The organism is Pseudomonas sp. BN515 (genome assembly GCF_029873155.1).
Lineage (GTDB): Bacteria > Pseudomonadota > Gammaproteobacteria > Pseudomonadales > Pseudomonadaceae > Metapseudomonas.
This window is the reverse complement of record NZ_SSOH01000070.1, coordinates 60,612-80,929: the sequence shown is the minus strand read 5'-3', so window position 1 is coordinate 80,929 and position 20,318 is coordinate 60,612. Positions and strand designations below refer to the sequence as shown.

Genomic DNA, 20,318 nt, shown 5'->3' with positions numbered 1-20,318 from the left:
CTAGCCGCGCTGCGCGTACCCCGCTTCAGGCCAGTTGCTGAATCAGCTCCAGCGCCTCGCGATGACGGGCCGGGTCACCCGCCGCCAGCACCCGACTGCCGCTGTCCAGCGTGATCGGCCGCCCCTCCCAATCGCTGATCATGCCGCCGGCACCCTCGACGATGGGGCACATAGCGGCGTAGTCGTAGAGCTTGAGGCCGGCATCCAGAGCCAGGTCCGTGCGCCCGGAGGCCAGCAGGCCATAGCTGCGGCAGGCGCCGCCGTAGACACGCCAGCCGCTGCGCTGACGGAAGCCCTGCAATACCGGCTGCTCGTCCGGCTGGAAGAAGTCGGGGCTGCTGACCGAGACGAATGCCTGGGCCAGGTCGGCGCAGGCGCGGGTGCGGCACTGGTGCCGACCGTCGCGGTTGAACAATTGCGTGGGCCGCCCCTGGCAGCCGATCCAACACTCGTCGGTGGCCGGCTGGTCGATCACGCCCAGCACCGGTACGCCCTGGTGCAGGAGCGCGATCAGCGTGCCGTAGACCGGCATGCCGGCCATGAAGGAGGCGGTGCCATCAATGGGGTCCAGCACCCACAGCCACTCCGCGTCCCGGGCTCGGGCGCCGAACTCCTCGCCCAGAACGCCATGGTCCGGGTAGCGCTGCAGGATGCGCTCGACGAGCCGTCGCTCGATATCAAGGTCCAACTGCGTGACCAAGGTACGGTCCAGCTTGAACCGCGAGCGCCAGTCGCTGCGGGACGCCAGTAGCTTCCTGCTCTCCGCTACCAGGCCCTGTGCGAATTCCAGCCACTCGTCCAAATGCTGTCCGGTCTGCAACGCCATCGCCACTCTCCTTTCATCACCCCTGCGGAACGGGCGTCCATGAGAGCAACTCGACGGAGGCTGGCCTAGAGGGTCCAGTCTGATAGGGCCAGGGGAAAGGTCCCGAGCGGAAGACGAAGCGAGGAGCGGCCCTATAGTCACGCGGACCGGGGAGATAGTGCCCCAAAAGAAAACCCCCGCCGAATCACTCCGGCGGGGGCTTTTTCATTCACTGATCGGAGATCAGACCTTGGTGCGCTCGTAGCGCTTGCGGTCGTTCTCGTTCAGCATTTTCTTGCGCAGGCGGATGGACTTCGGAGTCACTTCCACCAGTTCGTCATCAGCGATGAATTCCAGAGCCTGCTCCAGGGTGAAGCGGATCGGCGGAACCAGGGCGATGACTTCGTCCTTGCCGGAAGCGCGCATGTTGTCGAGCTTCTTGCCCTTGGTGGGGTTGATCACCAGGTCGTTGTCACGGCTGTTGATGCCGGCCAGCTGGCCTTCGTAGATTTCGTCGCCTGGGCCGAGGAACAGCTTGCCGCGGCTTTGCAGGGTTTCCAGCGAGTAGGTCAGGGCGGTGCCGGTGGCCATGGAGACCAGTACGCCGTTCTGACGGTTGCTGACTTCGCCGGCCTTGATCGCGCCGTAGTGGCTGAAGGTCGAAGTCAGGATGCCGGTACCCGAGGTCAGGGTCAGGAAGTTGTTACGGAAGCCGATCAGACCACGTGCCGGGATGGTGTATTCCAGGCGCACGCGCCCCTTGCCGTCGGGGATCATGTTGGTCAGATCGCCCTTACGCAGACCCATCTGCTCCATCACGGAGCCCTGGTGCTGCTCTTCGATGTCGATGGTGACGTTCTCGTACGGCTCTTGCTTCTCGCCGTCCTTCTCGATGATCACCACTTCCGGACGGCCAACGGCCATCTCGAAGCCTTCGCGGCGCATGGTTTCGATCAGTACGGACAGGTGCAGCTCACCACGGCCGGAGACCTTGAACTTCTCGGCAGATTCGCCCGCTTCAACGCGCAGGGCCACGTTGTGCAGCAGTTCCTTCTCCAGACGGTCCTTGATGTTGCGGCTGGTGACGAACTTGCCTTCCTTGCCGGCGAACGGCGAGTCGTTGACCTGGAAGGTCATGCTCACGGTCGGCTGGTCAACGGTCAGCGGCGGACGGGCTTCGACGTTCTGCGGGTCGCACAGGGTGTCGGAGATGAACAGCTCTTCCATGCCGCTCACGCAGACGATGTCACCGGCTTCAGCATCGGCAACTTCGACGCGCTGCAGGCCGGAGTGGCCCATGATCTTCAGGATACGGCCGTTGCGGCGGGTGCCGTCGTCGCTGATGGCGACTACCTGGGTGTTGGCCTTGACGCGGCCACGGGCGATACGGCCGATGCCGATTACGCCGAGGAAGCTGTTGTAGTCCAGCTGGGAGATCTGCATCTGGAACGGACCGTCGACGTCTACGTCCGGTACCGGCACGTGGTCGATGATGGCCTGGAACAGGGCGTCCATGTTGTCGTCCATGTTCTCGTGGTCGAGACCAGCGATGCCGTTCAGGGCGCTGGCGTAGACGATCGGGAAGTCCAGCTGCTCGTCGGTGGCGCCGAGGTTGTCGAACAGGTCGAAGATCTGGTCGATGACCCAGTCAGGGCGCGCGCCCGGACGGTCGATCTTGTTCACCACCACGATCGGACGCAGGCCGGCCTTGAACGCCTTCTGGGTCACGAAGCGGGTCTGCGGCATGGGGCCGTCCTGGGCGTCCACCACCAGCAGTACGGAGTCCACCATGGACATCACGCGCTCAACCTCACCGCCGAAGTCGGCGTGGCCGGGGGTGTCCACGATGTTGATGTTGAAGCCGTTCCACTTGATGGCGGTGTTCTTCGCCAGAATGGTAATGCCGCGCTCTTTTTCCTGGTCGTTGGAGTCCATCACGCGCTCGCTTTCCGCTTCTTTGCGGTCGAGGGTGCCGGACAGCTTCAGGAGCTTGTCTACCAGGGTGGTCTTGCCATGGTCGACGTGGGCGATGATGGCGATATTGCGGAGTTTTTCGATCACGTTTGTATCTCGATCAGAGGATTCGGTTTGCCGCGAAGTCTAGGCGGCGCATATGAATGAACTGCGACTCAGGGCCGGCAATCGGGAGGGCGGTGGCGGATGCTGCCGCCGAACAGCCCGGGCTGTTTAGGCCGGGCGATAAACGCGCACATTGGCGTGTCCCTCGCTGAGCAGGTGGTGAGCGTGCAAGCGGCTCATCACGCCCTTGTCGCAATACAGGAGGTACTGGCGGTTGGCGTCCAGTTCCTTGAAACGGCTGTTGACCGCATAGAACGGCAGCGCCTGCACTTCGATGCCCGGCAGCTCCAGCGGGTCGTCTTCCTGGGCATCGGGATGGCGGATGTCGATGACGATCTGGCCCGGCAGGGCTTCACGCACTTCTTCCACGGCCACGTCCTGGCCCAGCTCGTCGATCACCCGGTCGATGGGCACCAGGCGCGCGCGCTCCAGGGCACGCTCGAGGATGGCCATATCGAACTGCTCTTCTTCATGTTCGATGCGACCAATCTTGGCCTTGGTGGTCGGGTTCACCGAGATCACGCCGCAGTACTCGGGCATGTGCTTGGCGAACTCGGCGGTGCCGATGCGGGTGGCGGTGTCGATGATGTCCTGCTTGTGGCTGGCGATCAGCGGACGCAGCACCAGCATGTCGGTGGCCGAATCGATCACCGAGAGGTTGGGCAGGGTCTGGCTGGACACCTGGGAAATGGCTTCGCCGGTCACCAGCGCATCCAGGGTCAACTTGCGCGCCATGTGGGTGGAGGCGCGCAGCATCATGCGCTTGAGCACCACGCCCATCTGGCTGTTGTCGACCTTGCTGAGGATTTCACCGACCACTTCCTCGAAGGGCACGCTGATGAACAGCACGCGCTGGGAACGGCCGAACTTCTCCCACAGGTAGTGGGCCACTTCCATCACGCCCAGTTCGTGGGCGCGGCCGCCGAGATTGAAGAAGCAGAAGTGGGTCATCAGGCCGCGGCGCATCATCTGGTAGGCGGCGACGGTGGAGTCGAAGCCACCGGACATCAGCACCAGGGTCTGCTCCAGGGAGCCCAGCGGGTAACCGCCGATGCCGTCGTGCTGGTGGTGGATGACGAACAGGCGCTGGTCGCGCACTTCCATCCGTACTTCCACTTCCGGGTTCTTCAGGGAAATGCCGGCGGCGTTGCACTCCTGGCGCAGGCGGCTGCCGACGTGGCGCTCCAGCTCCATGGAGGTGAATTCATGCTTGCCGGCGCGCTTGCAGCGCACGGCGAAGATCTTGCCGGGGATCTGGTCGGCGTAGTGCAGCTTGCACTTTTCCAGCACGTCGTCGAAGTCGCCCAGCGGGTACTCGTGCACTTCGAGGAAGTGGGTGATACCGGGGACGCAGGTCAGCCGCTCAATCATTTCGCGCAGGAGCTTCGGCTCGGTCTGTCGAGTCTGGACTTCAAGGTTGTCCCAGACACCGGTCACCTCGAGCTCCGGGTCCAGGTCTTTCAGGACCGCGCGGATGTTCTTCGAGAGCTGGCGGATGAAATGCTTGCGCACCGGCCGGCTCTTGATGGTGATTTCCGGGAAGACTTTGACGATGAGTTTCATGAAAACAGCGCCTGCAACGGCGGCCGAAAAAGAGGGGCGCGGATTATAGCGGAAATTGTTCAAGCTTTGACCAATTTCCTTCAGCAAAGCCTGCAGCGCACCAAAATGGATCACACGCACCACGATGAGCACAAAAAAGGTGCGCAAAAACGCTCGCATTCAGGGCCAAGCCCCCGCCAGGCGCGAGTTTTAGGGCTTCTGCCCATAACGGGGCACTGGCACGCTAATTGCTCCCTTGTGAGGCAGGTCGCCCTGGCGGACTATCCCGCCCCGGCTTCACTACGAATTCTTTGAGGGGTTAACGGTTCCCCGCCCCCCTTTCCATCCGGAGGACAACATGTCGAAGTCGCTTCAACTGATTAAAGAACACGACGTGAAGTGGATTGATCTGCGCTTCACCGATACCAAAGGCAAGCAGCAGCACGTGACCATGCCGGCCCGTGACGCCGATGACGATTTCTTCGAACACGGCAAGATGTTCGACGGCTCCTCCATCGAAGGTTGGAAAGGCATCGAAGCTTCCGACATGATCCTGCTGCCGGACGACAGCACTGCCGTTCTGGACCCGTTCACCGAAGAGCCGACCATCATCCTGGTCTGCGACATCATCGAGCCGAGCACCATGCAAGGCTACGATCGCGACCCGCGCGCCATCGCCCGCCGCGCCGAGGAATACCTGAAGACCACCGGTATCGGTGACACCGTATTCGTTGGTCCGGAGCCGGAGTTCTTCATCTTCGACGAAGTGAAGTTCAAGTCCGACATCTCCGGTTCCATGTTCAAGATCTTCTCCGAGCAGGCTTCCTGGAACACCGACGCCGACATCGAAGGCGGCAACAAGGGCCACCGTCCGGGCGTGAAGGGCGGCTACTTCCCGGTACCGCCGGTCGACCACGACCACGAAATCCGTACCGCCATGTGCAACGCCCTGGAAGAAATGGGCCTGGTGGTAGAAGTTCACCACCACGAAGTGGCCACCGCTGGCCAGAACGAGATCGGTGTGAAGTTCAACACCCTCGTTGCCAAGGCTGACGAAGTTCAGACCCTGAAGTACTGCGTGCACAACGTTGCCGACGCTTACGGCAAGACCGTGACCTTCATGCCGAAGCCGCTGTACGGCGACAACGGCTCGGGCATGCACGTTCACATGTCCATCTCCAAAGATGGCAAGAACACCTTCGCTGGCGAAGGCTATGCCGGCCTGTCCGACACCGCCCTGTACTTCATCGGCGGCATCATCAAGCACGGTAAGGCCCTGAACGGCTTCACCAACCCGGCTACCAACTCCTACAAGCGTCTGGTTCCCGGCTTCGAAGCTCCGGTAATGCTGGCCTACTCCGCCCGCAACCGTTCCGCCTCCATCCGTATCCCGTACGTGAACAGCCCGAAAGCCCGCCGCATCGAAGCGCGCTTCCCGGACCCGGCTGCCAACCCCTACCTGTGCTTCGCAGCTCTGCTGATGGCCGGTCTGGACGGTATCCAGAACAAGATTCACCCCGGCGATGCCGCTGACAAGAACCTGTATGACCTGCCGCCGGAAGAGGCCAAGGAAATCCCGCAGGTTTGCGGCAGCCTGAAAGAAGCCCTGGAAGAGCTGGACAAGGGCCGTGCGTTCCTGACCAAGGGCGGCGTGTTCTCCGACGACTTCATCGATGCCTACATCGAGCTGAAGAGCGAAGAAGAAATCAAGGTGCGCACCTTCGTGCACCCGCTGGAATACGACCTGTACTACAGCGTCTGATCCACGAATACCTATAAATAGCTTCAACATTAAGGCCTCCCTCGGGAGGCCTTTTTTATTGCTGGGCCGGTAGTAGAGGCTGCTCTTCCTGTGGGGGCGAATTCATTCGCCAAGGGCAGCGCAGTTGCCCAAATCAGGATCGCTGGGCAGCCCTTCGGCCTGCCTGGCGAATGAATTCGCCCCTACAAGGGAGTGATTCACTCATATCCCCTCATCCACCGGCACACCCTGCCCTTCCGGCGGTTCGGCCCTTGGCTGGCGCATCCGGCTGAGCTGGACGTTCAGGCGCGGCATCGCCAGTTCCAGGCCGGTCTGGTCGAGGCGCCTGCGCAGGCGCAGGTTGAACGCCCGCTGCACTTCCCACTGCTTGATCGGCGCGGTCTTGAAGCGGAAACGCAGGATCGCCTGGCCGTTATCGAAGCTTTCCACCCCCTGCAGCTCCAGGGGCGACCACAGGCTGCGGCGCACTTCCGGGTCGCTGCGCAGTTCCTTGGCCACTTCGTGCACCAGCGCCACCGCGTCGTCGATCGGCATGCTCGCCGGCACCGGCCAGCGGAACATGGCGTAGCCGAACTGCCGCGAGTAGTTCTTGATGCTCTTGATCTCGCTGAAGGGGATGGTGTGCACCACGCCGTCCAGGTCGCGCAGGCGCACGGTACGGATAGTCAGCCCCTCCACCGTGCCCAGGTGGCCGCCGACGTCCACGTAGTCGTCGATGGACAGCGAGTCCTCAATGATGATGAACAGGCCGGTGATCAGGTCCGCCACCAGGGACTGCGCACCAAAACCGATCGCCAGGCCGATGACCCCCGCGCCGGCCAGCAGCGGCGTGACGTTCATGCCCATGTTGGCCAGGGCGACGATCAGCGCGATCACCGCGATGGTCACGAACAGCACGTTGCGGATCAGTGGCAGCATGGTCAGCGCCCGGGTGTTCGCCCGGCTCTTGCCGTTGACGCCGAGGCTGTGCTGAACGGCGGTGTCGGAAAGGATCCAGACCAGCCAGGCGACCAGCAGGGTGGTGCCGAAGCTGACCATCTTCATGCTGATTTCCGAGCCCTCGCCTTCGGCGTAGCGGATCAGCGACATACCCCAGACCCGCAGCCCCACCTCGACGAAGAACAGCACCACGAACAGGTGCACCAGGGTGAGGCCGAAGCTCTGCAACTGCTCGACGTAGGGGGCACTGCGCCGATGCCCTTCACCACGACCGGAACGCCGGCTGAGCAGGCCGATCACCGTCATCGCCACCACTGCCAGCATCGCGCAAACCAGGGCGCGACGCAGGGCGACGCTGCTGTCGGCGGCGGAAACGAAGGTGGCGAAGAGCGAGGTTCCCACCAATAGCAGCACCGGCACGAACCACAGGGAGCCGACCAGTTCCACCAGTTCGTGCAACCCACGGCGCTTCAGGCGGCGCTCCAGCGGCTGGTTGCGGATCAGGTGGGCAATGGGACGGCGGAAACGCAGGACGAACAGCGCGGTGAACACCGCCGCGATGGCATTGGCCAGGGTGCTCAGGCAAAGCGCCGTGTGCTCGCCCAACCCCTCCACCAGACGCGGGTCGTGGGCCGCCTCGCCCAGGGCCGCCAAGCTGCCGATCAGCCACAACGGACGGAACGCCTGGCGTCGCAGGATATCCAGTGCACGGATTCGGTGCGGGCCGCTGAGCATCGACAGGCAGATCACGCAGAGGGCGGAGAACAGGGTGCCGCAGACCAGCACGTAGGCCATGACCATCGCCAGGGTCTTGCTCAGGGAACTGGGCAGCACAAACGACAGGTAGAGGGTGATGAAGAAGGCGATCAGCCAGGGCCCCAGCTTGCGCAGGGCGAACAGCACCAGGTCGCGGGTCTTGGGATGCTGCGGCAACTCCGCCGACAGGCCGAACCGCTCACGCATGCGCCGGCCCAGCCAGAGCAGCGCGCTTGCCAGGCAGGCCCAGAGCAGGATGACCACACCGAAGTTGAACACGATCCCCGGCCAGTCGCGCCAGCCGGGCAGGCGCTCTACCACTTCGGCGCGGGCCAGGCGGAACTGGTTACTCCAGATCACCAGGGGGCTGTTATCGCCCTGGAACTGCTTTTCCAGGCTGCCCAGGGTATCGCCGATCAGGCCGATCACGCCGCCTTCGCTTTCCTTCTCCTTGCCGGTGACATCGCGCAATTGCTTCAGCTTCTTCAGCAGGTCGGCGCGCTGCTGGTCGTTCTCAAGGGTTCGGATCACCTGGTTGAGCGACTGTTCGAGCTGGGCATCGCTGACCTGTGCACTGCTTGAGGAGCTGGTCGCCAGCGGGTTGGGCAGCGCTGCCTGGCCCTGAGCGGGAACGGCCAGGCCGACCAGCAGGCAGAGCAGCAGCGGGAACAGGAAGCGGATGGCGGGCAAGGATGGAATTGGCACGGGAGGAGCACCCAAAAACGATGAAAGCGAATCGCATCATACAAAAGCTGGCTTACCACCCACTCACGCGGGACGGCCGGCTTCGCAGTCAGCAGCGGCAACAGTGACAGCGCGGGCTCCCGAGGGTTCGCTGCAGCGAGAGTCGAACGGCCGAAACCTGCCGAAATGTCCCAACGTGTTGCACCGCACACCGGCCATACCGACGCTGTCGCACAATGCCTCACTTGCCAGCCCGCCATCCGGGTGCAAGGCTTGGCATGGGTTTCCGGAGACCGCCCTCATGCGCCTCATCATCAGTTGCCTGCTGCTTGCCGCCGCCCTGCCGGCCGCCGCACAGATCTACAAGTACACCGACGCCAACGGCAACACGGTGTTCACCAACCAACCCCCGGACGGCACCGCCAGCGAGACGGTGGAGCTGCCGCCGACCAACGCTATCCAGGCGCAGCCGCCGAGCCAGCCGGCCGACACGGAGGCCAGCGTCGAGCAAGTGGCGTCCTACCAGGTGGTGGAGCTGACCGGTATCCCCGACGAGGAAGCCATGCGCGCCAACAACGGCACTTTCAGTGTCGGCGTGCGCCTGGAGCCGCGCCTGAAGCCCGGCCACAGCCTGCGCCTGCGTCTGGACGGCGAGCCTTATGGTCAAGCGGCCAACGTGCCGCGCCTGCAGGTGGTGAACGCCGACCGTGGCGAGCACAGCCTGGTGGTCGATGTCCTTGCCGGCACCACCGTGGTGCAGAGCAGCGCACCCGTTACCTTTACCATCCAGCGGGTCAACACCAGCAGCCCGGCGCTGCGCCCACCACCCCCCACGCCACGGCCCAGCAACTGACCGATGATCCGTTTCCTGCTCCTCGCCCTCCTGCTCCTTGGCCAGCCCGTGCTGGCCGAGGTCTACACCTACATCGATGAAGAAGGTAACCGCGTCTTCACCGACCAGCCCAAACCGGGCAACGCCAAGCGCCTGGAAATCGCCCCGGCGCCCAATGAAATGAACGCGCCAAGGGATATCCAGCCACCGCCGCTCTACCCCAAGCCCATTCCCCGCGAGCAGGGCTACCAGGTGCTGCGGATTCTGGTGCCCGAGCCCGACGCCACCATCCGCGACGGCGAAGGCAACCTGATCGTCAGCGCCATGAGCGAGCCCGGCCTGCGCGGCAACCACAACTATCGACTGCTGCTGGACGGCCAGCCCGTAGGCGTACCGGGACGCAGCCCGGTGTTCCCGCTGGAAAACCTGGATCGCGGCACCCATCAGTTGGCAGTGGAAATCGTCGACGAGCAGGGCCGCGTGGTAGAGCGCACTCCCGGCCAGCCGGTGCATATCGTGCGCATGTCGCTGTCGCAGAAACGCCTGGCCCGCCCGTGCAAGAAGGACGACTACGGCGTGCGCCCCGAATGCCCGCTGAAGGACAAACCCAAGGACGAGGATGACGACGACATCGCCATCCTGCCGTTCATCTGATTCCTCCCCGACGGCCGGCAGAGCGGGATGACATTCCGCTCCGCCGGCCCGACCATCCGCTCAATACGCACCATTTCGGTGCAAGTCGCTGCACCGCTTTCTATACTCTCCCCATTTTGGTTCGTCCTGCGCCGAACTATCTGCTCTGAAAAGCGCCCTCGGCCAGCGGAAACCCTGTTTTCCCGCGCCTTTTCAGGGCTTTGGTTTGCTTCTTGCATTTTCTTGTCATCGCCACGAGCGCCGAAGCCATGACCATCAACGACGCCCTGCACCGACTGTTGCTCGACAACCTGACCACTGCGGTGATCCTGCTCAATGCCGACCTGCGGCTCGAGTACATGAACCCGGCGGCAGAAATGCTCCTGGCCGTCAGTGGCCAGCGCAGCCATGGCCAGTTCATCAGCGAGCTGTTCACCGAGTCGCCCGAGGCCCTCGCCTCCCTGCGCCAGGCGGTGGAGCAGGCGCACCCCTTCACCAAGCGCGAAGCCATGGTCACCTCGCTGTCCGGCCAGACCCTGACAGTGGATTACGCGGTGACCCCCGTGCTCAATCGCGGCGAAACCCTGCTGCTGCTGGAGGTCCATCCCCGTGACCGCCTGCTGCGGATCACCAAGGAAGAGGCACAGCTGTCCAAGCAGGAAACCACCAAACTGCTGGTGCGCGGCCTGGCCCACGAGATCAAGAACCCGCTCGGCGGCATCCGTGGGGCCGCCCAGCTGCTCTCCCGCGAACTGCCGGAAGAGTCCCTGAAGGACTACACCAACGTCATCATCGAAGAGGCCGACCGCCTGCGGAACCTGGTGGACCGCATGCTCGGCTCGAACAAGCTGCCGTCGCTGGCCATGACCAACGTCCACGAAGTGCTGGAGCGGGTCTGCAGCCTGGTGGAAGCGGAAAGCCAGGGCGGCCTCAATCTGGTGCGCGACTACGACCCGAGCATCCCTGACCTGTTCATCGATAAGGAGCAGATGATCCAGGCAGTGCTCAATATCGTGCGCAACGCCATGCAGGCCCTTGCCGGGCAGAACGACCTGCGCCTGGGTCGCATCACCCTGCGCACGCGCACCCTGCGCCAATTCACCATCGGGCATACACGCCATCGCCTGGTGACCAAGGTGGAAATCATCGACAACGGCCCGGGCATCCCGGCCGAGCTCCAGGAAACCATCTTCTATCCCATGGTCAGCGGCCGTCCGGACGGTACCGGGCTGGGGCTGGCCATCGCCCAGAACATCATCAGTCAGCATCAGGGCCTGATCGAGTGCGAGAGCCATCCCGGCCATACCGTCTTCTCGATCTTCCTGCCGCTGGAACAAGGAGCCTCTTCGTCATGAGCCGTAGTGAAACCGTCTGGATCGTCGACGACGACCGTTCCATCCGCTGGGTCCTGGAAAAGGCCCTGCAGCAGGAAGGCATGAACACGCAGAGCTTCGAGAGTGCCGACAGCCTGCTCGGGCGGCTGACCCGGCAGCAGCCGGACGTGATCATCTCGGACATCCGCATGCCGGGCGCCAGTGGCCTCGACCTGCTGGCGCAGATCCGCGACCTGCACCCGCGCCTGCCGGTGATCATCATGACCGCCCACTCCGACCTGGACAGCGCGGTCGCCTCGTACCAGGGCGGCGCCTTCGAGTACCTGCCCAAGCCCTTCGACGTCGACGAGGCGGTCTCCCTGGTCAAGCGCGCCTACCAGCACGCCCAGGAGCAACAAGGCCTGGAAGCCCCGGCTAGCCAGGCACGCACCCCCGAGATCATCGGCGAAGCGCCGGCCATGCAGGAGGTCTTCCGCGCCATCGGCCGTCTCAGCCACTCCAACATCACCGTGCTGATCAACGGCGAATCCGGTACCGGCAAGGAACTGGTCGCCCACGCACTGCACCGCCACAGCCCACGCGCCGCGTCCCCGTTCATCGCCCTGAACATGGCGGCGATTCCGAAGGACCTGATGGAGTCCGAGCTGTTCGGTCATGAGAAAGGCGCCTTCACCGGCGCGGCCAATCAGCGTCGCGGCCGTTTCGAGCAGGCTGACGGCGGCACTCTGTTCCTCGACGAGATCGGCGACATGCCGGCGGACACCCAGACCCGCCTGCTGCGGGTACTGGCCGATGGCGAGTTCTACCGTGTCGGCGGCCACACGCCGGTGAAGGTGGACGTACGCATCATCGCCGCCACCCACCAGAACCTGGAAAACCTGGTACAAGCCGGCAAGTTCCGCGAAGACCTGTTCCACCGCCTCAACGTCATCCGCATCCACATCCCGCGCCTGGCCGACCGCCGCGAAGACGTGCCGACACTGGCCCGGCACTTCCTCGCCCGCGCCGCCCAGGAACTGGCGGTGGAGCCCAAGCTGCTGAAAGGCGAGACCGAGGACTATCTCAAGCACCTGCCCTGGCCGGGCAACGTGCGCCAGCTGGAAAACACCTGCCGCTGGATAACGGTGATGGCCTCGGGACGTGAAGTGCACGTCGACGACCTGCCGCCGGAGCTGCTCACCCAGCCCCAGGACGCCGCCCCGGTGACCAACTGGGAACAGGCCCTGCGCCAGTGGGCCGACCAGTCGCTGGCACGCGGCCAGTCGGGGCTGCTCGACACCGCCGTGCCGGCCTTCGAGCGGATCATGATCGAAACCGCCCTCAAGCACACCGCCGGCCGCCGCCGGGATGCAGCCGTGCTGCTGGGCTGGGGCCGCAACACCCTGACCCGGAAGATCAAGGAACTGGGCATGAAGGTGGATGGCGGCGACGAGGACGACGGCGACGAAGCCTGATGCCTGGGGGCGGGGTGCAATGCCCCGCCCTCCCCGTTTCAGCCCCACGACTCGTGATTCATCCAGCACACCGGCGGCTATCGCCGCTGCACTCGCACTCCCTCTGCACCTTTGCCGTGTGAATCATCTGGTTCTTCCGAAATCCCGGCGTCCTCCATTTGTCACGCGCTCGGTCCCTCTGCAAAAGGACCATCCCTGGTGCCCGAATCACGCTGACGCCTCAAAAAAGTGCTCCGCTCCCAGGCACTCGCGACGCTGAAATCCTGCCGCTGGCGCCCTCTACAACAACGCGCTTTCTCCTTCAAAGCCACAGCCCACGCGGCCTCCAGGCGATCGAAGGAACCTGAACAGGTGTCCTGGGAAAAATTGGCACGCCCCCTGCAATAGTCCAGTTAACAGTGGTTTCGGGGGCCCTGGTACAGGCAGGCCAGGGAATCCCCGCTCTTATGACAGGCAGGCTGACCTCCAGCCGCCACGGCTCCAGAAGAGCCGCATGCAGGACAGCGTCGCCCACGGGCGACCAGGTTTCAGGGGGCCTTGGTACAGGCAGGCCGGGGATCCCCTCTTTTATTCACAGGCGTGCTGGCTTCCAGCCGCCGGGCTCCACGAGGGGCCCATGCAGAACCGCGTCATCCGCCACGGCGGGCGACCACCCTTCAGGGGGCCTTGGTACAGGCAGGCCGGGGAATCCCCTCTTTTATCCACAGGCGCGCTGGCTTCCAGCCGCCGGGCTCCGCGCGGGGCCCAGTGCAGAACCGCGTCATCCGTCACGGCGGACGACCACCCTTCAGGGGGCCTTGGTACAGGCAGGCCGGGGAATCCCCTTTCTTATTCGGCGCGCAGGCTGACTTTCAGCCGCCAGCGCCCATCCGCCGCGGCACCGTGCCATTCACCGTGCAGGGGCCGCGCTGCGACGAACCGCACCATCACGCCGTGGGTCGAGCGCAACACCTTCCAGCTCACAGGTGCAGTGCCGAGGGTCAATTGCCCCCGAGCGGACTGACCTTCCGCGCCGAGCATCAACGCGTAGGCACCTTCCAGCTCTTCCGCACGCACCTCGGGCTCCTGGTCGAACCAGAGTGCAAGGCCATCCTCGCGCACCTCGATCTGCTCCAGATGCACGGGCTCGGGCGTCGTCAGGCGGCCGAGCATCATTCCCACCAGCAGGCCGAATAGCGCAAGGGAGAACAAAAAGCGCGGCCACAGGCTCGGTCGCGGATCATCATCGGGAGTAGAATGCCGCCCGTCTTCGGGCTCGGGGCCACCCATGTTTCACGTCATCCTGTTTCAACCGGAAATTCCGCCGAATACCGGCAACATTATCAGGCTGTGCGCCAATTCTGGCTGCCACCTTCATCTCATCGAACCCCTCGGATTCGAACTGGACGACAAGCGTTTGCGACGGGCCGGGCTGGACTACCACGAGTACGCCACCCTCAAGCGCTACAGCGACCTGGAAAGCTGCCTGGAAGCCCTGGGCCATCCCCGGGTCTTCGCCTTTACCACCAAGGGCACCAAGCTGTTCCATGAAGTGGCCTTCGAGAAGGGCGATGCCTTCCTCTTCGGTCCGGAAAGCCGTGGCCTGCCCCAGGAAGTGCGCGAGAGCCTGCCGCCCGAGCAGCGCCTGCGCCTGCCGATGCGTCCCAACTGCCGCAGTCTGAACCTCTCCAACACCGTGGCCGTGGCGGTTTACGAGGCCTGGCGGCAGCATGATTTCAGCCTGGACTGAGTCTCTCGTTCCACAGCAGCTCTTTTGTGGGAGCGAATTCATTCGCGAATGAATTCGCTCCCACAAGGTGCATTTTCGACCAACAAAAAAGCGCCCCGCAGGGCGCTTTTTTCGTGAGGCCGGATAACTCAGGCCTGGGCTTCGCCGGCAGCCTGCAAACGCGCCAGTTCCTGGGCGTACAGGGCGTCGAAGTTGACCGGGGAGAGCATCAGCGCCGGGAAGGAGCCACGGACAACCAGGCTGTCCAGGGTTTCGCGGGCGTAGGGGAACAGGATGTTCGGGCAGAAGGCACCCAGGGTGTGGCTCATGGAAGCCGCATCCAGGCCCTTGATCAGGAAGATACCGGCCTGCTGCACTTCAGCGATGAAAGCGGTCTCTTCACCGTTTTTCACGGTCACGGACAGGGTCAGCACCACTTCGTGGAAGTCGCCGTCCAGCTGCTTCTGGCGGGTGTTCAGGTCCAGGGAAACGCTCGGGGCCCACTCCTGACGGAAGATCTCCGGGCTCTTCGGCGCTTCGAAGGACAGGTCGCGCACGTAGATGCGCTGCAGGGAGAACTGGGGATTCTGGTTTTCGCCGTTGCTTGCTTGTTCGGTCATGGTTCTGCCTTGTTCTAGTGCGTTTCCGTTTGCGGGCTGGCCTGGAGCAGCGCGTCGAGCTTGCCGGCGCGTTCCAGAGCGTACAGGTCGTCACAGCCGCCCACGTGGGTCTGGCCGATCCAGATCTGCGGCACCGAGGTGCGCCCGGCCTTGCGGGTCATCTCGGCGCGAATTGCGGGGTTGCCATCGACGCTGATTTCTTCGTAGCGCACACCCTTGCTGTCCAGCAGGTGCTTGGCACGGATGCAGTAGGGGCACCAGGCGCTCGAATAGACGACGATATCGGCCATCTCACTTCACCAGCGGCAGGTTGTCGCCACGCCAGGTGCCGATACCACCGGACAGCTTGAGCGCGTTGAAGCCGGCTTTCTGCAGGTCACGGCAGACGGTGCCTGCATGCTGGCCCATGGAGTCGACCACGATGATGGCCTTGTCCTTGTGCTTCTCCAGCTCGGCGATGCGGCTGGCGAGCTTCTCGTAGGGGATATTCAGGGCGTCGACGATATGGCCGCCGGAAAAGTCCTTGGTGGCGCGCACGTCCAGGATCACGGCCTGGCCGCCGTTGACCATGGTGGTCAGCTCGCGGGTGGAAATGGCGCGGCCACTGCGGCGCAGTTCATGGGCCAGCAGCAGGGCCAGCAGCACCACGAACGATCCACTCAGTACATAGTGGTTAGTGGCAAATTCAATCAGCTTAGCGAGCATCGTCGGCTTCCGGGACGGTAAAATGCCGGCCAGTATACACAGCCCCACAGGTCGGCCAAACCCCGTCCAGCGGTGACGCCGACGGAACCAGACCGTAGAATGCCGCGTCTTTTTTCCGGGGCCTTGCCCGCAACTTTCCACCCATTGCCGCAGACGAGTCGGACACTATGACAGCCACGCCCAAACCCCTGGTCCTGATCATCCTGGACGGTTTCGGTCACAGTGACAGCCCCGAATACAACGCCATCTACGCCGCCAGCACCCCGGTCTACGACCGCCTGCGCGCCACCCAGCCCCACGGCCTGATTTCGGGCAGCGGCATGGACGTCGGCCTGCCGGACGGCCAGATGGGCAACTCCGAAGTCGGCCACATGAACCTGGGTGCAGGTCGCGTGGTGTACCAGGACTTCACCCGCGTGACCAAGGCGATCCGCGACGGTGATTTCTTCACCAACCCGGAAATCACCACCGCCGTGGACAAGGCCGTGGCCGCCGGCAAGGCCGTGCACTTCATGGGCCTGCTCTCCGACGGCGGCGTGCACAGCCACCAGGACCACCTGGTCGCCATGGCTGAACTGGCTGCCCAGCGCGGCGCCGAGAAGATCTACCTGCACGCCTTCCTCGACGGCCGCGACACCCCGCCCAAAAGCGCCGAGTCCTCCATCAAGCTGCTGGACGAAGCTTTTGCCCGCCTCGGCAAGGGCCGCATCGCCAGCCTGATCGGCCGCTACTTCGCCATGGACCGCGACAACCGCTGGGACCGCGTGGAAGCTGCCTATAACCTGATCACCGAAGGTAAGGCCGAATTCACTGCCGCCACCGCCGTAGAAGGTCTGGCTGCCGCCTACGAGCGCGACGAGAGCGACGAGTTCGTCAAGGCCACCCGTATCGGCGATGCCGTGAAGGTGGAAGATGGCGACGCCGTGATCTTCATGAACTTCCGCGCCGACCGCGCCCGCGAGCTGTCGCGCGCCTTCGTCGAGCCGGGCTTCAAGGAATTCCCGCACCAGCGCGAGCTGAAGCTCGCCGGCTACGTGATGCTGACCCAGTACGCGGCAAGCATCCCCGCCCCCAGCGCGTTCAAGCCCGAGTCCCTGGACAACGTGCTGGGCGAATACCTGGCCAAGAACGGCAAGACCCAGCTGCGCATCGCCGAGACCGAGAAGTACGCCCACGTGACCTTCTTCTTCTCCGGCGGCCGCGAAGAGCCTTTCGAAGGCGAAGAACGCATCCTGATCCCGTCGCCCAAGGTCGCCACCTATGACCTGCAGCCGGAAATGAGCGCCCCCGAGGTGACCGACAAGATCGTCGACGCCATCGAGAACCAGCGCTACGACGTGATCGTGGTGAACTACGCCAACGGCGACATGGTCGGCCACACCGGCGTGTTCGACGCCGCGGTCAAGGCCGTGGAATGCCTGGACGGCTGCGTTGGCCGCATCGTCGAAGCCCTGGACAAGGTGGGCGGCGAAGCGCTGATCACCGCCGACCACGGCAACGTCGAGCAGATGGAAGACGAAATGACCGGCCAGGCGCACACCGCCCACACCTGCGAGCCGGTGCCCTTCATCTATGTAGGCAAGCGCCCGGCGAAGATCCGCGAAGGCGGCGTGCTGGCCGACGTGGCTCCGACCCTGCTGACCCTGATGGGCCTGCCGGTGCCGGCCGAGATGACCGGCAAGACCATCGTCGAGCTGCAATGATCGACCCGGGCCGCCGCCACGGCGCGGCCCGAGCGCGGAAAATCTGCGCGCCTCATCAGGAAACGCCCCGAACCCCTGGTTCCGGGCGTTTTTTTTGCCCGGCACCACGGGCATACTAGGCCGGTCCTCCCCCCTGGTGCCCCACGCCCCATGTTTCGCACCCTCGCCCTCGTTATCCTCGCCAGCCTGATGACCCCGGTCATGGCCGACCAGCGCGCCGAAACCCAGCAGCAGCTGGACCAGGCCGCCAAGGACGTTGGCGAGTTGAAGAAACTCCTGAAGCAGCTGCAGCAAGAGAAGTCCGGTGTTCAGGCCGACCTGAAGAAGACCGAAACCGAGATGGGCAACCTTGAGCAGCAGGTCAAGGACCTGCAGCAGGAGCTCAAGAACAGCGAAGGCGAGATCCAGCGCCTGGATGGGGAGAAAAAAAAACTCCAGGACGCACGCGCTGAACAGCAACGCCTGATCGGCATCCAGGCTCGCGCCGCCTATCAGAGCGGGCAGCAGGAATACGTCAAGTTGCTGCTCAACCAGCAGCACCCCGAGAAGTTCGCCCGCACCCTCACCTACTACGATTACCTGAGCCAGGCCCGCCTGGAGCAGCTCACGGCGTTCAACGAGACCCTGCGCCAGTTGGCCAACGTCGAGCAGGAAATCACTGCCCAGCAGGACCAGCTCAACGAGCAGAAGGCTGCTCTGGAAGGCCGCCGCGAGCAGTTGGCAACTGCGCGCAAGGAGCGCCAGCAGGCCCTGGCCAAGCTCAATCAGGACTTCAGTGACCGCGACAAGAAGCTCAAGGCCCGCCAGCAGGAGCAGGCCGAACTGGGCAAGGTGCTGAAGACCATCGAAGAAACCCTGGCGCGCCAGGAGCGCGAGGCCCGGGAAGCCGAGGAAGCCCGCAAGCGCGCCCTCGCCGAGCAGCAGCGGCAGCTGCGCGAACTCCCGGCCGGCAGCCCCGCGCGGCCCGCCAATGGCCCGATGGTGTCCAGCGCCGGCGGTAATTTCGGCGGCCCCTTCGCCAAGGCCCGTGGCCAGCTGCCCTGGCCGGTGGACGGTCGCGTGGTGGCTCGCTTCGGCTCGGCCCGTGGCGGCGACTCCCGCGCCAAATGGGATGGCGTGCTGATCGGCGCCGCCGAAGGCAGCTCCGTCCGCGCCGTGCATGGTGGCCGCGTGGTTTTCGCTGACTGGTTGCGCGGCGCCGGGCTTCTGGTCATTCTCGACCATGGCAACGGCTTTCTGAGCCTTTATGGGCACAATCAGCGCCTTTTGAAAAATGCCGGCGATATCGTGAAAGCAGGCGAATCCATCGCCACCGTCGGCAACAGCGGCGGGCAGGACACGCCCGCACTGTATTTCGCCATTCGCCAGCAGGGCCGACCCACCGACCCGGCACAATGGTGCCGCGCGCAAGGATAGGCGCCACCTCATCTAGCAGGAGTTAGTTCGCATGCCGCATCTGTCCCGCCTCACTTCCCTGGCCATGGCACTGGCGCTGCTCAACGGCGCCCCGCAGCTGCTGGCCGCCGAGGAGCCGGCAACCCTCCCCGCCACGGCGGTGAGCGGCAAGGCGCCGCTGCCGCTGGATGAGCTGCGTACCTTCGCCGAGGTGCTGGATCGCATCAAATCCGCCTACGTCGAGCCGGTCGACGACAAGACCCTGCTGGAAAACGCCATCAAGGGCATGCTCAGCAACCTCGACCCGCACTCTGCCTACCTGGAGCCGGAAGACTTCCAGGAGCTGCAGGAAAGCACCAGCGGCGAGTTCGGTGGCCTCGGCATCGAAGTCGGTGCCGAAGACGGCTTCATCAAGGTGGTTTCCCCCATCGACGACACTCCGGCCTCCAAGGCCGGCATCCAGCCCGGCGACCTGATCGTCAAGATCGACGGCCAGCCCACCAAGGGCATTTCGCTGATGGATGCGGTGGACAAGATGCGCGGCAAGGCCGGCAGCAAGATCACCCTGACCCTGGTGCGCGACGGCGGCCAGCCGTTCGACGTCGAACTGGTTCGCGCGGCGATCAAGGTCAAGAGCGTGAAGAGCCAGATCCTCGAGAAGGGCTATGGCTACGTGCGCATCACCCAGTTCCAGGTCAACACCGGCGAAGAAGTCGGCAAGGCCCTGGCCAAGCTGCGCAAGGACAACAATGGTCGCCTCTCCGGCCTGGTGCTCGACCTGCGCAACAACCCCGGCGGCGTGCTGCAGTCGGCGGTGGAGGTTTCCGACCACTTCCTGAAGAAAGGTCTGATCGTCTACACCAAGGGCCGCATCGCCAATTCCGAGCTGCGCTTCTCCGCCGACCCGGCCGATGCCAGTGAAGGCGTGCCGCTGGTGGTGCTGATCAACGGCGGCAGCGCTTCGGCGGCCGAGATCGTCGCTGGCGCCCTGCAGGATCACAAGCGCGGCGTGCTGATGGGCACCGACAGCTTCGGCAAGGGTTCCGTGCAGACCGTGCTGCCGCTGAACAACGACCGCGCCCTGAAGCTGACCACCGCGCTCTACTACACCCCCAATGGCCGTTCGATCCAGGCCCAGGGCATCGTTCCGGACATCGAGGTGGCGCGCGCCAAGGTCACTCGTGAGCAGGACGGCGAAACCTTCAAGGAAGCCGACCTCGCCGGTCACCTCGGCAACGGTAACGGCGGCGCCGACCGTCCGAGCGCGAGCAAGAAGTCCGCAGAACCGCGCCCGCAGGATGACGACTTCCAGCTGAGCCAGGCCCTCAACCTGCTGAAAGGCCTGAACGTCACCCGCGAGAACTGAG

General features: G+C 64.2%; 17 protein-coding genes. 9 read left to right on the top strand and 8 right to left on the bottom strand.

Going from position 1 to position 20,318, the window contains the following annotated elements:
* Window positions 1–25: 25 nt before the first annotated feature.
* The 3 genes from E8E91_RS17050 to thiI form a co-directional block, all read right to left on the bottom strand.
* Complete coding sequence (locus E8E91_RS17050) at window positions 26–826, bottom strand: inositol monophosphatase family protein (RefSeq protein ID WP_280377187.1); 801 nt, start codon at window positions 824–826, stop codon at window positions 26–28.
* Between the two features lie 222 nt (window positions 827–1,048).
* Window positions 1,049–2,866 carry a translational GTPase TypA gene (gene typA, locus E8E91_RS17045; protein ID WP_280377184.1) on the bottom strand — a complete coding sequence of 606 codons (1,818 nt, stop codon included), beginning with the start codon at window positions 2,864–2,866 and terminating at the stop codon, window positions 1,049–1,051.
* A 126-nt stretch (window positions 2,867–2,992) separates the two neighbouring features.
* Window positions 2,993–4,447: a tRNA uracil 4-sulfurtransferase ThiI gene (gene thiI, locus E8E91_RS17040; protein WP_280377180.1), complete on the bottom strand. Its 1,455-nt coding sequence runs from the start codon at window positions 4,445–4,447 to the stop codon at window positions 2,993–2,995.
* 337 nt (window positions 4,448–4,784) lie between these two features.
* On the opposite strand from thiI, the gene glnA reads away from it, so the two are divergent.
* Complete coding sequence (glnA, locus tag E8E91_RS17035; protein WP_069086056.1) at window positions 4,785–6,188, top strand: glutamate--ammonia ligase; 1,404 nt, start codon at window positions 4,785–4,787, stop codon at window positions 6,186–6,188.
* Window positions 6,189–6,389: 201 nt separating this feature from the next.
* Here glnA and E8E91_RS17030 read toward each other — a convergent pair whose 3' ends face one another.
* Window positions 6,390–8,555, bottom strand: a complete 2,166-nt coding sequence (locus E8E91_RS17030) for a mechanosensitive ion channel family protein (protein ID WP_280377197.1) — start codon at window positions 8,553–8,555, stop codon at window positions 6,390–6,392.
* Between the two features lie 313 nt (window positions 8,556–8,868).
* Here E8E91_RS17030 and E8E91_RS17025 point away from each other — a divergent pair, with 313 nt between their 5' ends.
* The 4 genes from E8E91_RS17025 to ntrC all read left to right on the top strand — a co-directional run bounded on the left by E8E91_RS17025 (window position 8,869) and on the right by ntrC (window position 12,820).
* Window positions 8,869–9,420 (top strand): DUF4124 domain-containing protein, encoded by a 552-nt coding sequence (locus E8E91_RS17025; protein WP_280377178.1) that lies wholly within the window; start codon window positions 8,869–8,871, stop codon window positions 9,418–9,420.
* A 3-nt stretch (window positions 9,421–9,423) separates the two neighbouring features.
* Window positions 9,424–10,053, top strand: a complete 630-nt coding sequence (locus E8E91_RS17020; RefSeq protein WP_280377177.1) for a DUF4124 domain-containing protein — start codon at window positions 9,424–9,426, stop codon at window positions 10,051–10,053.
* A 248-nt stretch (window positions 10,054–10,301) separates the two neighbouring features.
* Entirely contained in the window at window positions 10,302–11,387 is a 1,086-nt protein-coding gene (glnL, locus tag E8E91_RS17015; RefSeq protein WP_280377175.1) for a nitrogen regulation protein NR(II), read from the top strand.
* Entirely contained in the window at window positions 11,384–12,820 is a 1,437-nt protein-coding gene (gene ntrC / locus E8E91_RS17010; protein ID WP_280377172.1) for a nitrogen regulation protein NR(I), read from the top strand. The genes glnL and ntrC overlap by 4 nt, the downstream gene beginning before the upstream one ends.
* Before the next feature lie 828 nt (window positions 12,821–13,648).
* Here ntrC and E8E91_RS17005 read toward each other — a convergent pair.
* Window positions 13,649–14,089: a hypothetical protein gene (locus E8E91_RS17005; RefSeq protein WP_280377171.1), complete on the bottom strand. Its 441-nt coding sequence runs from the start codon at window positions 14,087–14,089 to the stop codon at window positions 13,649–13,651.
* On the opposite strand from E8E91_RS17005, the gene trmL reads away from it, so the two are divergent.
* The gene (gene trmL / locus E8E91_RS17000) at window positions 14,088–14,549 is read left to right on the top strand and encodes a tRNA (uridine(34)/cytosine(34)/5-carboxymethylaminomethyluridine(34)-2'-O)-methyltransferase TrmL (protein ID WP_190829514.1); all 462 of its coding nucleotides are present in this window, start codon (window positions 14,088–14,090) and stop codon (window positions 14,547–14,549) included. The genes E8E91_RS17005 and trmL overlap by 2 nt on opposite strands.
* Before the next feature lie 128 nt (window positions 14,550–14,677).
* Here trmL and secB read toward each other — a convergent pair whose 3' ends face one another.
* The 3 genes from secB to E8E91_RS16985 are packed head-to-tail and all read right to left on the bottom strand — an operon-like array spanning window position 14,678 to window position 15,853.
* The gene (gene secB, locus E8E91_RS16995) at window positions 14,678–15,148 is read right to left on the bottom strand and encodes a protein-export chaperone SecB (RefSeq protein ID WP_151137988.1); all 471 of its coding nucleotides are present in this window, start codon (window positions 15,146–15,148) and stop codon (window positions 14,678–14,680) included.
* Window positions 15,149–15,162: 14 nt separating this feature from the next.
* Window positions 15,163–15,438, bottom strand: a complete 276-nt coding sequence (grxC, locus tag E8E91_RS16990; protein WP_271469761.1) for a glutaredoxin 3 — start codon at window positions 15,436–15,438, stop codon at window positions 15,163–15,165.
* A gap of 1 nt (window position 15,439) precedes the next feature.
* Complete coding sequence (locus E8E91_RS16985; RefSeq protein WP_271469762.1) at window positions 15,440–15,853, bottom strand: rhodanese-like domain-containing protein; 414 nt, start codon at window positions 15,851–15,853, stop codon at window positions 15,440–15,442.
* A 167-nt stretch (window positions 15,854–16,020) separates the two neighbouring features.
* On the opposite strand from E8E91_RS16985, the gene gpmI reads away from it, so the two are divergent.
* From gpmI to E8E91_RS16970, 3 genes are all read left to right on the top strand, one after another.
* A complete protein-coding gene (gpmI, locus tag E8E91_RS16980; RefSeq protein WP_280377168.1) occupies window positions 16,021–17,556 on the top strand; it encodes a 2,3-bisphosphoglycerate-independent phosphoglycerate mutase in 1,536 nt (511 codons plus the stop codon).
* Between the two features lie 150 nt (window positions 17,557–17,706).
* Window positions 17,707–18,972 (top strand): murein hydrolase activator EnvC, encoded by a 1,266-nt coding sequence (locus E8E91_RS16975; protein ID WP_271469764.1) that lies wholly within the window; start codon window positions 17,707–17,709, stop codon window positions 18,970–18,972.
* A 31-nt stretch (window positions 18,973–19,003) separates the two neighbouring features.
* Window positions 19,004–20,317 carry a S41 family peptidase gene (locus E8E91_RS16970; protein ID WP_280377165.1) on the top strand — a complete coding sequence of 438 codons (1,314 nt, stop codon included), beginning with the start codon at window positions 19,004–19,006 and terminating at the stop codon, window positions 20,315–20,317.
* Window position 20,318: the final 1 nt, after the last annotated feature.

Excerpts from the sequence above, each read along its gene's own strand:
- E8E91_RS17050 (WP_280377187.1), bottom strand. The coding sequence starts at position 826 with ATGGCGTTGCAGACCGGACAGCATTTGGACGAGTGGCTGGAATTCGCA.
- thiI (WP_280377180.1), bottom strand. The coding sequence starts at position 4,447 with ATGAAACTCATCGTCAAAGTCTTCCCGGAAATCACCATCAAGAGCCGG.
- glnA (WP_069086056.1), top strand. The coding sequence starts at position 4,785 with ATGTCGAAGTCGCTTCAACTGATTAAAGAACACGACGTGAAGTGGATT.
- E8E91_RS17025 (WP_280377178.1), top strand. The coding sequence starts at position 8,869 with ATGCGCCTCATCATCAGTTGCCTGCTGCTTGCCGCCGCCCTGCCGGCC.
- E8E91_RS17020 (WP_280377177.1), top strand. The coding sequence starts at position 9,424 with ATGATCCGTTTCCTGCTCCTCGCCCTCCTGCTCCTTGGCCAGCCCGTG.
- glnL (WP_280377175.1), top strand. The coding sequence starts at position 10,302 with ATGACCATCAACGACGCCCTGCACCGACTGTTGCTCGACAACCTGACC.
- ntrC (WP_280377172.1), top strand. The coding sequence starts at position 11,384 with ATGAGCCGTAGTGAAACCGTCTGGATCGTCGACGACGACCGTTCCATC.
- trmL (WP_190829514.1), top strand. The coding sequence starts at position 14,088 with ATGTTTCACGTCATCCTGTTTCAACCGGAAATTCCGCCGAATACCGGC.
- E8E91_RS17005 (WP_280377171.1), bottom strand. The coding sequence starts at position 14,089 with ATGGGTGGCCCCGAGCCCGAAGACGGGCGGCATTCTACTCCCGATGAT.
- secB (WP_151137988.1), bottom strand. The coding sequence starts at position 15,148 with ATGACCGAACAAGCAAGCAACGGCGAAAACCAGAATCCCCAGTTCTCC.
- grxC (WP_271469761.1), bottom strand. The coding sequence starts at position 15,438 with ATGGCCGATATCGTCGTCTATTCGAGCGCCTGGTGCCCCTACTGCATC.
- E8E91_RS16985 (WP_271469762.1), bottom strand. The coding sequence starts at position 15,853 with ATGCTCGCTAAGCTGATTGAATTTGCCACTAACCACTATGTACTGAGT.
- gpmI (WP_280377168.1), top strand. The coding sequence starts at position 16,021 with ATGACAGCCACGCCCAAACCCCTGGTCCTGATCATCCTGGACGGTTTC.
- E8E91_RS16975 (WP_271469764.1), top strand. The coding sequence starts at position 17,707 with ATGTTTCGCACCCTCGCCCTCGTTATCCTCGCCAGCCTGATGACCCCG.
- E8E91_RS16970 (WP_280377165.1), top strand. The coding sequence starts at position 19,004 with ATGCCGCATCTGTCCCGCCTCACTTCCCTGGCCATGGCACTGGCGCTG.